Source organism: Caballeronia jiangsuensis (assembly GCF_046030135.1).
In the GTDB taxonomy this organism is placed as follows: Bacteria; Pseudomonadota; Gammaproteobacteria; order Burkholderiales; family Burkholderiaceae; genus Caballeronia; species Caballeronia jiangsuensis.
The window spans coordinates 159415-172339 of record NZ_JAQQDB010000016.1; the positions used below are offsets into that span (position 1 = coordinate 159415).

General features: G+C 64.1%; 11 protein-coding genes. 3 read left to right on the forward strand and 8 right to left on the reverse strand.

The features are described from left to right. Positions 1-211 precede the first annotated feature (211 nt). Positions 212-1366: a porin gene (locus tag PQR08_RS18985; protein WP_187608028.1), complete on the forward strand. Its 1155-nt coding sequence runs from the start codon at positions 212-214 to the stop codon at positions 1364-1366. A gap of 110 nt (positions 1367-1476) precedes the next feature. On the opposite strand, the gene PQR08_RS18990 is transcribed toward PQR08_RS18985, so the two are convergent. The 4 genes from PQR08_RS18990 to PQR08_RS19005 form a co-directional block, all read right to left on the reverse strand. Beyond that, a complete protein-coding gene (locus PQR08_RS18990) occupies positions 1477-2340 on the reverse strand; it encodes a proteasome-type protease (RefSeq protein ID WP_238213236.1) in 864 nt (287 codons plus the stop codon). Between the two features lie 67 nt (positions 2341-2407). Beyond that, complete coding sequence (locus PQR08_RS18995) at positions 2408-3205, reverse strand: transglutaminase family protein (RefSeq protein ID WP_250485022.1); 798 nt, start codon at positions 3203-3205, stop codon at positions 2408-2410. A gap of 3 nt (positions 3206-3208) precedes the next feature. Further along, entirely contained in the window at positions 3209-4162 is a 954-nt protein-coding gene (locus tag PQR08_RS19000; RefSeq protein WP_187608030.1) for an alpha-E domain-containing protein, read from the reverse strand. A 22-nt stretch (positions 4163-4184) separates the two neighbouring features. Beyond that, positions 4185-5591 carry a circularly permuted type 2 ATP-grasp protein gene (locus PQR08_RS19005; protein WP_035509358.1) on the reverse strand — a complete coding sequence of 469 codons (1407 nt, stop codon included), beginning with the start codon at positions 5589-5591 and terminating at the stop codon, positions 4185-4187. Positions 5592-5730: 139 nt separating this feature from the next. Between PQR08_RS19005 and PQR08_RS19010 the strand changes: the two genes are divergently transcribed. Further along, a complete protein-coding gene (locus PQR08_RS19010; protein WP_250485023.1) occupies positions 5731-7311 on the forward strand; it encodes a 3'-5' exonuclease family protein in 1581 nt (526 codons plus the stop codon). 7 nt (positions 7312-7318) lie between these two features. Here PQR08_RS19010 and PQR08_RS19015 read toward each other — a convergent pair whose 3' ends face one another. After that, positions 7319-8062, reverse strand: coding sequence for an SDR family oxidoreductase (locus PQR08_RS19015; protein WP_250485024.1), 744 nt, complete (start codon positions 8060-8062; stop codon positions 7319-7321). A 115-nt stretch (positions 8063-8177) separates the two neighbouring features. On the opposite strand from PQR08_RS19015, the gene PQR08_RS19020 reads away from it, so the two are divergent. Beyond that, positions 8178-9077: a LysR family transcriptional regulator gene (locus PQR08_RS19020; protein ID WP_250485025.1), complete on the forward strand. Its 900-nt coding sequence runs from the start codon at positions 8178-8180 to the stop codon at positions 9075-9077. Positions 9078-9190: 113 nt separating this feature from the next. On the opposite strand, the gene PQR08_RS19025 is transcribed toward PQR08_RS19020, so the two are convergent. From PQR08_RS19025 to PQR08_RS19035, 3 genes are all read right to left on the reverse strand, one after another. Continuing rightward, positions 9191-9649, reverse strand: a complete 459-nt coding sequence (locus tag PQR08_RS19025) for an HU family DNA-binding protein (protein ID WP_187608034.1) — start codon at positions 9647-9649, stop codon at positions 9191-9193. 221 nt (positions 9650-9870) lie between these two features. Then, positions 9871-10596: an endonuclease/exonuclease/phosphatase family protein gene (locus PQR08_RS19030; RefSeq protein ID WP_250485026.1), complete on the reverse strand. Its 726-nt coding sequence runs from the start codon at positions 10594-10596 to the stop codon at positions 9871-9873. After that, positions 10593-12893, reverse strand: a complete 2301-nt coding sequence (locus tag PQR08_RS19035) for a VTT domain-containing protein (protein WP_408162112.1) — start codon at positions 12891-12893, stop codon at positions 10593-10595. The genes PQR08_RS19030 and PQR08_RS19035 overlap by 4 nt, the downstream gene beginning before the upstream one ends. Positions 12894-12925: the final 32 nt, after the last annotated feature.

Here is a 12925-nt window from a genome sequence, read left to right on the forward strand (position 1 = left end):
TCGAATGTCCGATTGCGCGCGGAACTTTTCCAAGACAAGCCTGTCTCCCAAAATTCGTTTTTAGACTGCCGGAAAACCTTTACAGGCGGGCGTCAGACCCGAGTGTGTGTTTTTCGAGACAGTCAATATTTTTTCGTTTCTTAAGTTACGAAACGTTGCGTTATTCTCTGCGCCGGCAACAACGATTTTAATCATTCGCGTGGAGAATTCGATGAAACGAATCGCACTGACGTCCCTCTCGCTGGCGCTCCTCGGCGCAGCAGGTGCGGCGCAAGCACAAAGCAGCGTCACGCTCTATGGCGTGATCGATACCGGTCTCGCTTACGTGAGCCACGCCAACGAAAACGGCGACCATCTGTTCGGCATGGTCAACGGCACGCTCTCCGGCCCGCGTTGGGGCTTGAAGGGTCAGGAAGACCTGGGTGGCGGCCTGAAGGCAATCTTCCAGTTGGAAAGCGGCTTCGATCCGGGCACGGGCCAGTCGAACCAGGGCGGTCGCCTGTTCGGCCGTCAAGCGTTCGTCGGTTTGAGCGGCAACCAGTGGGGTACGGTCACGTTGGGTCGTCAGTATGACCCGTCGGTCGACATGGTTCAGGGCCTCACGGGCGACAACTACTGGGGCGCAGCGTTCGCTACGCCGGGCGACGTCGACAACTACGACAACAGCCTGCGCGTGAACAACGCCGTCAAGTACGTTTCGCCGGTGTTCGGTGGCTTCCAGTTCGAAGGCATCTACGGCTTCAGCAACCTGGCGGGCACGACCGGCCAGGGCCAGACCTGGGGCGGTGCGGCAACGTACGGCAACGGTCCGTTCTCGATCGCGGCCAGCTACCTGTACGTGAACAACCCGTCGGCGAACCGCGCGGCCGGCTGGAACAGCCCGTCGTCGGACTCGCTGTTCAACACGGTCATCAACGCCGGCTACGACACGGCCCACGCGATCGGTATCGCGCGCGGTGCAGGCCAGTACGTGTTCGGTCCGTTCACGGTCGGCGCTTCGTACAGCTTCGCGCAGTACAAGAACGACGGCAACTCGACGTTCACGGAACAAGAGAAGTTCAACGTGGCCAACGGTTACGTGAACTTCCAGCTGACGCCGGCAACGCTGCTCGGTCTGGGCTACACGTACACGCACGCAAGCGGCGATACGTCGGCGAACTACCACCAGGTCTCGATCGGCGCGGACTACTCGCTGTCGAAGCGCACCGACGTCTACGCTGTCGGCGCCTATCAGCACGCGAGCGGCACGCAGCGCAACGCGGACGGCACGACGCAAGAAGCGCAAGCCTCGATCAGCGACTTCGGTTTCGCCAGCGGCCGCAGCCACCAGGAACTGGTGCTCATCGGTCTGCGCCACAAGTTCTAAGAACAACCGACTGGCGCGGCACGCAAGTGCCGCCTCGGAAGGACCGCAGTACCCTCGAACAGCCATCGGTTTTCCGATGGCTGTTTTTTTTCGTGCTCGCGATTGTTACGTCAGAGTTGCGGCGCGTTGCCCTTTTCGACGTCTTCCGCGAGTGTCTGCGCGGGCGCGCCCGGGCACGGCAGGTCGCCGATGACGAGCCGCGGAACCGTGCTGCGCGTTTCGCGCGGACGCAGCGGGACGTTGTCTAGCTCGGTCCAGGAAGGGTTCGGAATCTCGCCGAAAAGCTGCCTCAGACGCTCGCCCCACGTCTTGTTGATCATCTGGTAATAGGCGCTGTTGTTGTCGAGCGTGGCGAAGCGCGTGACGCGCAGCGAGTCCTTTTCATAGACCAGCAGATCGAGCGGCAGACCGACCGAAAGATTCGAGCGCAGTGTTGAATCCATCGAAATGAGCGCGCATTTCGCGGCTTCGTCGAGCGGCGATGCCGGCGTGATGACGCGATCGATGATCGGCTTGCCGTACTTCGATTCGCCGATCTGAAAATACGGCGACACGCGCGTCGATTCGATGAAATTACCCGCCGCGTAGATCATGAAAAGACGCGGCGGCTGGCCGCAAATCTGTCCGCCGAGGATAAAGCTGCAATTGAAGTCGACGCTGAACTCCGCGAGCGACAGCGCGTCGCGCCGATGCACCTCCCGCACCGCATCGCCGACGATACGCGCCGCTTCCGCCATCGTCGGCGCGCTGTAGAGCGTGGGCGCGCCGGGGTCGGTCGGTTCCGCGAGCAGATGCGTCACGGCCTGGGTCAGCGCGAGATTGCCCGCCGCGAGCAAAACGATCACGCGCTCGCCCGGTTGTTCGAAAACAACCATCTTGCGCGCGGCGCTCACGTGGTCCACGCCGGCGTTGGTGCGCGTGTCGGACAGGAACACGAGTCCCTCGTCCACGCACATGCCCACGCAATAAGTCATGTCAATCGATCCTGAAACAAGCAAACCCTCATTGTACTGAGCGCGAACGCGCGTCGCATCCCTCCCGTTACTGATCCCACAGCGTGTCGATGCCGACGTGCACCGAGAGCGTCTCCTCCTTGCCGCCCACGCGCGAGCCGCGCACCGGCGCCGCCGCCTCGTAGTCCCGCGCCACCGCGAGCCGGCAGTGGCGCTCGCCCGCGAACGCGCCCTGGGTCGCATCCACCGATATCCAGCCGTGTTCCACCCAGACATCGGTCCATGCGTGCATCGTCACGACCTCGTCCGCGCCGGCGTCGAAATAGCCGCTCACGCAGCGCGCGGGCACGCCTCGCGCGCGGCAGCACGCGAGCAGCAGATGCGCGATATCGCGCGCGTCGCCGAAGCCGCTCGCGAGCGCCAGCGCGGCCGTGCCCGCGGCATACGCCGGCTCGCTGCGATACTGCACGCGCTCGCCGATGCGCTCCGCCAGCGAGACGAGCGACGCGGGCGTATCGAGCGACGGCACGCTGTGCGCGAGCGCGCGGATCGCGGCATCGGGCATCGTGAGCGGCGTCGCGCAGGTGAAATGCTCGAGCGGAATCGGCCCGGCTTCGTCGAAGAGACGGCCATCGGGCAGCGCTTCCGTCGCGACTTCGCCCGTCACGCTCACGTGAATCTCGCTGTGCGGCTTCGTCAGCACGAGCGTGTGCAGCGCGTTGCCATAGGCGTCGCGCGCAGCATCGAGCTTGCCGGGCGCTTCGACATGCCAGTGCCGCACGATCTGCGAAGCGCCGCTCGCCGGACTCACGCGAAACTGCCGGATCGAATACGTCACCGGCGTGGCGTAGTGGTAGCGGATGTCGTGGCGTATGGTCAGCAGCATGATTCACGCAATCTGCAACATGAGGAAGGTGTGCATCACTTGCAGGCCGAGTTCATCGACGCGCTTCAGGAACTGCGTGAGCCACGCGTGCACGCCCGTCTCCAGAATCAGCCGGATATCGGAGTACAGCACGTCCGCGCGCAGCTTGCCCGCGAAGCGCTCGCAATCCTTCGACGCATCCGTGCGCAGCTTCGCGAGCGTATCGCAGACGCCATCGAGCGAGGCGAGCAGCGAGCGCGGCATCTGCTCGTTGAGGATCAGCAGTTCGACGACGCGCGCCGGCGTCACGACATCGCGATACACCTTGCGATAGATCTCCAGCGCCGACACCGAACTGAGGATCGACGTCCAGTAGTAGAAGTCTTCGAGCTGGCGCGCCGCCTCGCGCGAGTTGGGCGTCGCGTCTGCGAAGCGCACGTCGAGAATACGCGCCGTGTTGTCCGCGCGTTCGAGATAGGCGCCGAGCTGCATGAAGAAGAACGCGTCGTCGCGCAACGCGGTGCCCTGCATTACGCCGCGGCACAGATTGGAGCGGTACTTGACCCATTCGAACAGCGCATCCGGGCCCGTTTCGAGCTCCCTGTTCGCGAGCCGCTGATTGAATTCGAGCCACGTGAAGTTGATCGTCTCCCAGCCTTCCGTCGTGAGCGTGCCGCGCACCGCGCGCGCGTTCTCGCGCGTCGCCTGCAGGCAGGAGAGGATGCTCGACGGATTGCGCGCATCGGCGACCATGAAATGCAGCATGTCGTCGCGCGAGGACGATCCCGGATGACGCTCGTCGAACATCTCCTCAAGCTCGGATATCTTCAGCACCGAGCGTTGCCCGCGCGCCTCCTGTTCGGGCGTCTGCGGCAGGAGCGCGCCTTCCATGTCGATGTCGAGCATGCGCGCGGTATTCTCCGCGCGTTCCATGTAGCGCGCCATCCAGAACAGGTGATCGGCAGTGCGGCTCAGCATGAGGTCATGTGCGGTAAGTGAGTCAATCGACCATCCAGGTATCTTTCGTCCCGCCGCCTTGCGACGAATTGACGACGAGCGAGCCTTCCCGCAGCGCGACGCGCGTGAGGCCGCCCGCGCACATCGACACTTCGCGGCCGGAGAGCACGAACGGCCGCAAATCGATATGACGCGGCGCGATGCCCGCATCCACGAAGGTCGGGCACGCGGAGAGCGCGAGCGTCGGCTGGGCGATATAGCCTTCGGGCCGCGCCAGCAGCAGCGCGCGAAACGCTTCGATCTCGTCCTTCGTCGATGCCGGTCCGACGAGCATGCCGTAGCCGCCCGCGCCGTGCACTTCCTTCACGACGAGCTCCGCCAGATGCGCGAGCGTGTACGCGAGATCGTCCGGCTTGCGGCACTGATATGTGGGCACATTGTTGAGGATCGGTTTCTCGCCGAGATAGAACTCGATCATGTCGGGCACGAACGGATAGATCGATTTGTCGTCGGCGATGCCGGTGCCCATCGCGTTCGCGAGCGTCACGCGGCCCGCGCGATACGACGTCAGCAAGCCCGGAATGCCGAGCGCCGAATCCGCGCGGAACGCGAGCGGATCGAGAAAGTCGTCGTCCACGCGGCGATAGATCACGTCGACGCGGCGCGGCCCGTGCGTCGTGCGCATGAAGACGTAGTTGTCGTCGACGAAGAGATCCTTGCCTTCGACGAGCTCCACGCCCATCTGCTGCGCGAGGAACGTGTGCTCGAAATAAGCCGAGTTGTACATGCCGGGCGTCAGCACGACGACGGCCGGGTCGTCGACACCTTCGGGCGCGATCGAACGCAGGGTCTCCAGCAGCAGATCGGGATAATGCGCGACCGGCGCGACGCGGTTCTGCACGAACAGTTCGGGGAAGAGCCGCATCATCATCTTGCGGTTTTCGAGCATGTACGAGACGCCCGAGGGCACGCGCAGATTGTCTTCGAGCACGTAGAACTCGCCCGCGCCACCCGCGCGCACGACATCGACGCCCGCGATATGCGCGTACACGTCGAGCGGCACGTCCACGCCCTGCATCTCCGGCCGATACTGAGCGTTCGTATAGACCTGCTCCGCGGGAATGCGTCCGGCGAGCACGATATCGCCGTTGTGATAGACATCGTGCAGAAAGAGATTGAGCGCCTGCACGCGCTGCCGCAGACCGGCTTCGAGCACGCGCCATTCGTCGCCGGGAATGATGCGCGGAATCATGTCGAAGGGAATCAGCCGCTCGGTGCCGGACAGGTCGCCGTTCACCGCGAACGTGATGCCGACGCGCCGGAACAGCACGTCCGCCTCCGCCCGCTTGCGCGCGATCGTTTCGGGGCTCTGCATTGCGAGCCAGCGCGAAAACCGTGCGTAGTGACGGCGCACGGAGTCGTCCTGACGCATTTCATCGTAGATCTGCATCATTGCGTCCTTCGCGTTGTTTCAGCGGCTTTTTCGCAGTATCGAACGAAAGCACTTCGCGCGTGCGAATTTTTTAACGTGCCGCAATGGTGCATGCCCGTTTGCGCTAGACTCGGCGTTCATGCTCAACGTTTCACCCATGTCCGACGCGCTCGAAGAAGAACCCGATTCCCTCGCCGACGCCCTGCTCGCGGGACTCGCGCGCCCGATCGTGTTCGTCGATCTGGAAACCACGGGCTCGAACGCAACCGAGGATCGCATCACCGAAATCGGCGTGGTGGAAGCGAGCACGGCGGGCATCGAGCGCTGGAGCGTGCTCGTCGATCCGGGTGTGCCGGTGCCGCCGTTCATCTCGCGCCTGACTGGCATCGAAGATTCGATGCTGCGCGGCCAGCCGAGCTTCGAATCGCTCGCGCCCGCGCTCGCCGAACGTCTTCATGGCAAGCTCTTCGTCGCGCACAACGCGCGCTTCGATTACGGCTTTCTCAAGAACGAATTCCGGCGCGCGGGCATCGCGTTTCGCGCGGATACGCTGTGCACGGTGCGGCTCTCGCGTGCGCTCTTTCCATCGGTGGAGCGGCATGGTCTCGATGCGCTCATCGCGCGGCTGAATCTCGCGCCCGAAGGACGCCATCGCGCGCTCGCCGATGCCGATCTCTTATGGCAGTTCTGGCAGAAGATTCACGCGCTCTATTCGCAGGATCTCGTCGATGCCGCCATCAAAACGCTGGTGCGGCGCGCGAGCCTGCCCGCCGCGCTGCCCGAAGGCGCGCTCGATGCGTTGCCATCAACGCCGGGCGTCTATCTCTTTCACGGCGACGACGACGTGCCGCTCTATGTCGGCAAGAGCATCAACGTGAAACAGCGCGTCGCGGCCCATTTTTCGGGCGATCACAGGCTTCAGAAGGACTTGTCGATCTCGCAGGCCATCCGCCGCATCGAATGCCGGGAGACGGTCGGGGAACTCGGCGCGCTGCTGCTCGAAGCGAAGCTCGTGAAGGCATTGAAGCCGACGCACAACCGCCTGCTGAAGGGTGCGTCGGGGACGTGCGCATGGCAGTGGCTGCCGGGCGCGAGCGCACCGGCGCTCGTGAAGGCGAGCCGGCGCGATCTGTCGCGCGAGGATCATCTCTTCGGCGTGTTCGCATCGCGGGCGAAGGCGCTTGCGTTCATGCGCCATGTCGCCGACGGGCACACGCTCTGTCATGCGACGCTCGGACTCGAAAAAGCGCCGCTGTCGCGCGGGCGCGGCTGCTTCGGCTATCAGGTGAAACGCTGCCTCGGATCGTGCGCGGGAGCGGAAACGCTCGCGGATCACGCGGCGCGCGCGCTCGCCGCGCTCGACCATGCGCGGCTCGTGAAATGGCCGCATGAAGGACCGATCGCCATCGCCGAGCGCGACGAACAAACCGGCCGCGAGGCATGGCACGTGATCGATCGATGGAGCTATATCGGCACATGCGCGACGCGTGCCGACATCGCGCCGCTGCTCGCCGATGCACCCGATCTGCGCCCTTTCGATTCCGACGTGTACAGCCTGATCGCGAAACGTCTCGCGTCAGGACAGCTCGCGTGGATCGCCTGCGATGCGCGGCCGGCGTTTCATCTCGTCGTGCAGGACGCGCCTGTGCGCGCGGTCGCCGCAACCATCACACAGCAGACGAAACGCGCGACGAAGCCGCGCGCCGTCGCCATCGATCAGTTCGCGCTGATGTTCTAGGCGTGGCTCAGGCGATGCCGCCGTTCGCGCGCAGCACCTGTCCGTTGACCCAGCCCGCATCCGGCCCGACGAGAAACGCGACCACCGACGCGATATCGTCCGGCTGACCGAGTCTTTCCAGCGGCGCCATCTTCGAGAAAGTGGCGATCTGTTCGTCGGTCTTGCCGTCGAGAAAGAGCGACGTCGCCACCGGCCCCGGTGCAACCGCATTCACCGTGATGCCGCGTCCGCGCAACTCCTTCGCGAAGACATGCGTGAACGATTCGACCGCGGCCTTCGTCGCGTTGTAGATCGCATAGCCGGGCATGTTGAGCGCGAGCGTCGTGCTCGAGAAATTGACGATGCGTCCGCCGCCGTTCATGCGCGCCGCCGCTTCGCGGAGCGTGTTGAAGGTGCCGCGCACGTTGATATCGAAGGTCTGCTCGTAGAGCGCGTCGCTCGTGTCGGCGAGCGGCACGGTCTTGAGCACGCCCGCGTTGTTGATCAGCGCATCGATCTTGCCGAGTTCCGCTTCGACGGTCTCGAACATGCGGCGCACGTCGTCGGCGTTGGCGACATCCGCCTTCACCGCGATCGATGCGCTTCCCGCTTCACGCAATTCGGCGACGAGCGCATCCGCTTCCTTCGCGCTCGACGCATAATTCACCGCGACCGCGAAGCCGTCGCGCGCGAGACGCCGCGCGATCTGTGCGCCGATGCCCCGCGATGCACCCGTGACGATGGCCACGCGCTTCGTATTGATCTGACTCATGATGTGCTCCTCAAGGAAAGCTGTTCGATGGAGAGCATGATGAATCATTCCGTTTCCGCGATCATCGCGTGTGGCTTAGTATCATCGTTCCAGTTGCTTCAACAATCTCGAACTCATGGATCGATTCCAGGAAATGCAGGTCTTCGTGCGCATCGCGGAGCGGCACAGCTTCACGCAGGCCGCCGACGATCTGCAGATACCGCGCGCCACCGTCACCAATCTGATGAAGCGCATGGAAGAGCGGCTCGGCGCACGCCTGCTCGAACGCACGACGCGCACCGTGCGTCTCACGCATGACGGCGAGGAACACTATCGGCGTTGCGTGCGTCTGATCGCCGATCTTGAGGAAGCGGAAGGCTCGTTCAGACATACGGCGCCGAAGGGTCTGTTGCGCGTGAACCTGCAAGGCACGCTCGCGCGGCACTTCATCATGCCGGGACTGCCCGCGTTTCTCGAACGGCATGCGCAGATCGAACTGCATATCGGCGAGGACGACAGGCTCGTCGATCTCGTGCGCGAAGGTGTGGATTGCGTGCTGCGCGCGGGCACGTTGCAGGATTCGTCGATGATCGGCCGGCGCGTTGCGCTGCTCGAACAGGTGACCGTGGCGAGTCCCGCGTATCTCGCGCGTGAAGGCATGCCGCATGATCTCGAAGCGCTGGCGTCGCATCGCGCGGTGAACTTCGTATCGAGCGCGACGGGCCGCGTGCTGCCGCTCGAATTCACAGTCGATGAGCGTATCGAGACCATCGAACTGCGGGCGGCGGTTTCGGTGTCGGGCGTCGAACTCTATACGCAAGCGGCGATCGCGGGGCTCGGCATCGTGCAGGTGCCGCGCTATCACATCGACGATGCCCTCGCCGATGGCCGTCTGCAAGTCGTGCTTCCAGACCTTCCGCCTCCGCCCATGCCCGTCTCCGTGCTCTATCCGCAGAACCGTCAGCTCTCCGCGCGCGTACGGGTTTTCGCGGACTGGTTGAGCGAGGTCTTCGCGCCATTCAACGTGCGCGGCTGATCGAAACGCACAAGCAAAAGAGGCCAGCATCCCACTGAAGGGAAGCTGGCCTCTTTTTCATCGAGCTTCGATTTCGCCAACGAAACCAAAGCCGCAACGCAGGCTAGAGAAACTTAAGCCGCTGCGTCCTTCAGCTTCTTCAACGCGCGCGCCTTGATGCGAACGCTTGCCGGCTTGGCCGGGAACCAGCGCTCTGCGCCCGTGAACGGGTCCTTGCCGAAGCGCTTCTTCTTCGCCGGCACGGATTGCGCGGAGATCTTCAGCAGGCCCGACAGCGTGAATTCGCCAGCGCCCTTCTTGTGGATCGAACCGAGGATGGTGTCTTCCAGCGCGACCAGCACGGCCTTCACAGCCTTGAGATCGACAGCGGCGCGATCTGCGAGATGCGTCGCGAGCGATGCCTTCGTGAACGTATCCTTGATCGGCGAGGGAGCGCCCGTGGTCTTCTTCGCGGCTACTTTCTTCGCGGCAACCTTCGGTGCTGCAGCTTTCTTCGCCGGTGCGGCGGCGGTCTTCGCCGTGGCCTTCTTGGCCGGGGCCTTCTTTGCAGCGGTTTTAGCGGAAGTCGGCATGTTTCTCCTACCTGTTTTTTGGTCAGTGATATTCGAATACGTTCGCACCGATGCGTTCGTATCACGCCGGATTCTACATAGGGCAAGCGAGTTCGTGCGAGTCTTTTGCGCTTTTATATCGTTTTTATAGGGGTTTTTCGTGGTGTCGCGCTGACACGCGAGCCATGAAGGCAACCTTGGCGATGTTCTTCGCTGCGTTTACATCGAACACGTCATGCGTTTTAACCCTGCATGGACGATGCAAACGCGCGATGTGCGATGTGAGCGATGAGCGGATAGTGATCGGAAGCGATGCGCGACAGCCGTGTGCGATGCACGTCGACACGCATGAGACGCTCGCCGGGATGCACCCAGATGCGATCGAGCGCGAAGAGCGGATAGCGCGTCGGAAAGGTGCGCAACGCGCTCGCGCGATGAAAGTGCGTGACGAGCCGCCGCAACGTCCGGCCATAGACGAACCACTCGTTGAGATCGCCGAGCAGGATCACGGGCAGCGCGGGCGTATCGAAGTTTTGCAACACTTGCTCCACTTGTGCACGCCGTTCGCTCGATGCAAGACCGAGATGCGTCGCGACGACGCGCCACAGTTCGCCGCCGCAATCGATGTCGGCATCGAGTGCGCCGCGCGGCTCGCGGCTTCTGAACGACAGATCGAGCGTGCGCACCGCGCGCACCGGATAGCGCGTGAGCACCGCGTTGCCGTAACGGCGCTCGGGCGTATCGAGCGTCGGGCCCGCGACCGCGTGAAGGTTCGTCATGCGTTGCAGCACATCGAGCACATCGGGCGAACCGCTGCCGCCGAGCGGCACTTCCTGAAGCGCGAAGATGTCGGCATCGATCTCCGCGAGCACTGCGCCGATGCGCTCGGGCGAGAACTTCCCGTCGATGCCTATCGCGCCATGCAGGTTGTATGTCGCGATACGCAGCTCTCCACGCGTCAACGTCATGAGTTGACCTCGTCGGGCCGCTCGTTTCTCGTCGATGCGCGCGCCGTCGCATCGCGCGGCATCGTGCCGTTTTCGCGCAGCTCGCTCGCACGCCGGGCTTCGTCGCTTGCACGCGGCTTGTCGGCATCGCCCGGCGCGCCTTCGTGGGCTTCCTTCTGATCCGCGCGGCCGAGAAAGCGCTGCAGCAGCAGCGACACGCCGATCAACACCGCGCCGATGCCGATCAGCACCGCGAACGAGCCGATCGTCGGCCGATGCAGCGACGCGACGAGCTGATGCGCGAACGCGACCGTCAGAAAGATGCCCGGACCCATGCCGAGCATCGTGCCGATCATGAAGTCGCGCATGCGGATATGCGATGCGCCCGCGACGAGATTGACGATCGCAAACGGCGCGACCGGCAGCAGCCGCAACACGACCACCGCGACGATGCCGCGCTTCGCGACGCGCTCGGACAACCGGTTCACGCGTGCGCCCGCGAGCTTGCGCACCGCATCGCGGCCGAGCCAGTTGCCGAGCGAATAGGAAATGGCTGCCGCGATCGTCGTGCCGAGGAACGCGTAAGCGCCGCCCCATGACGCGCCGAAGACGAGGCCCGTCGCCGCGTTGAGCAGCGTGATCGGCACCGACATGACCGCAGCAGCGACGTAACAGACGACGATCCACAACGGCGCGAGCGGCAGCGAGTCGATATGGCGCGTTGCGTTCGTGAGCGACTTCAGGTTCGCGTAGTCGCCGAGCGGCGTCCAGTGCCACAGCGCCGCCACGCCTACGATCATCAGCGCGAGCACGCCGAGCAGCGCGAAGCGTCCGATGAGCGGGCGCGTCTTCTCCGCGGGCACGAACTGATCGACGAGTTCGTCGGCGGCGATCGGCGTTTCGGGATCAATCAGCGCTTCGGGCGGAATCAGTTGATCGAGTTCCGTCGACACTTGCGGGTCGAGCGGCACCAGCGTGCGATGCTCGTCGCGATCGCGCAGCAGCGCCTGAATCGCGGCGTTCATGCCGCCTCGTGCGTCGCGCTCGCGCACTACATCTGCGATCTCGCAGCCGAGATGCTCCGCGAGCAACGTGTCGCGCATCGTCGCGATCGCGCGGCGGATGCGCGCATCGGCGCCCGCGTCGATCGACACGTTGCACTCGCTGTCGAGCACCATCGAACGATTGTTCAGGTTGGCCGAGCCGACGATCAGCAATTCATCGTCGACGATCATCAGCTTGCTGTGCACGTTGACGATTTCGTCGCCCAGATTCGGCACGCTCGGGCACAAGAGCCGGTAGCGGCCATGCGTATCGGCGCGCCTGAGCAGCGTGTGCAGACGCGCGCGCAGCACGCCCATCGTCACTTCCTGCAGCCAGCCGCTCTGATTGCGCGGCACGACGATGGCGAGATCGGGGCCGTCCTCGCGCGCGAGCGAATCGGCGAGCGCAGCGCCGACCGTGCCCGACGTGAAGTACTGGTTCTCGATATAGATGCTGCGCCGCGCCCGCGCGATGGCGTCGAGATACTGCGTGCGAATCTGCTGCACCGGTTCGCGGCCGAGATAGTCCGGTTCGGTGAGCGAGATGGCGATGTCGACATCATCGAGATCGACGCGTCGCGAAGGCGGCCACGGGTCTTGCTGAAAGGCCGCGCGATGCGCGCGGATCGCGAGGCGCTTGTCGCATGCGCGAGCCCATCGTTCGCGTGCGAGCAGGCCGATCTCGCGCGCGGCGTCGCCGTCGAACATCGTGTGGACATCGTGGAACGGCTGATAGGCCGCGCCGTTCGCATCGCGGCGCAGCGGCTCGTCGGGCGCGTGCGCGGTCGTATCCCAGCGCGAGCGCGTGAGATCGAGACCGCCGACGAATGCGAGACGATCGTCGATCACGACGATCTTCTGATGTTGCGAGCCGCCGAGCGGATGCTTGCCATCCATCTGGAACGCGATGCGCCGGTTCGTGCGCCAGCCCATCTTGTAGACCGGCAGCCACTCGCGCTCGAAGGCATAGAGCATCGCGAAATCCCACGCGAGAATGTAGATGCGCAGGCGTCGCTTGTCGCCCGTGATCGCGTGCAGAAAATCGCCGAGCGCTTCGGGATAACCGTCGTCCGCGCCTTCGGGCGTGAGCTTCATGCGGCTGTCGATGTCCCAGCCGAGGATGAACACGGTGCGTTCCGCGCGCGTGAGCGCCTCGCGCAGCACGCGGAAATAATCCGCGCCGTCGATGAGCAAGCTGAAGCGCTCTGCATGACGCACGCTCGCGCAATTGCGTCCTGGCTGGAAAAACGGCTCGTCGTGATTGGCTTGACTCATGTGCTCTCGACAGCACTCCGCGTCGAAATAAC

Excerpts from the sequence above, each read along its gene's own strand:
- PQR08_RS18985 (WP_187608028.1), top strand. The coding sequence starts at position 212 with ATGAAACGAATCGCACTGACGTCCCTCTCGCTGGCGCTCCTCGGCGCA.
- PQR08_RS18990 (WP_238213236.1), bottom strand. The coding sequence starts at position 2,340 with ATGACTTATTGCGTGGGCATGTGCGTGGACGAGGGACTCGTGTTCCTG.
- PQR08_RS18995 (WP_250485022.1), bottom strand. The coding sequence starts at position 3,205 with ATGCTGCTGACCATACGCCACGACATCCGCTACCACTACGCCACGCCG.
- PQR08_RS19000 (WP_187608030.1), bottom strand. The coding sequence starts at position 4,162 with ATGCTGAGCCGCACTGCCGATCACCTGTTCTGGATGGCGCGCTACATG.
- PQR08_RS19005 (WP_035509358.1), bottom strand. The coding sequence starts at position 5,591 with ATGCAGATCTACGATGAAATGCGTCAGGACGACTCCGTGCGCCGTCAC.
- PQR08_RS19010 (WP_250485023.1), top strand. The coding sequence starts at position 5,731 with ATGTCCGACGCGCTCGAAGAAGAACCCGATTCCCTCGCCGACGCCCTG.
- PQR08_RS19015 (WP_250485024.1), bottom strand. The coding sequence starts at position 8,062 with ATGAGTCAGATCAATACGAAGCGCGTGGCCATCGTCACGGGTGCATCG.
- PQR08_RS19020 (WP_250485025.1), top strand. The coding sequence starts at position 8,178 with ATGGATCGATTCCAGGAAATGCAGGTCTTCGTGCGCATCGCGGAGCGG.
- PQR08_RS19025 (WP_187608034.1), bottom strand. The coding sequence starts at position 9,649 with ATGCCGACTTCCGCTAAAACCGCTGCAAAGAAGGCCCCGGCCAAGAAG.
- PQR08_RS19030 (WP_250485026.1), bottom strand. The coding sequence starts at position 10,596 with ATGACGTTGACGCGTGGAGAGCTGCGTATCGCGACATACAACCTGCAT.
- PQR08_RS19035 (WP_408162112.1), bottom strand. The coding sequence starts at position 12,893 with ATGAGTCAAGCCAATCACGACGAGCCGTTTTTCCAGCCAGGACGCAAT.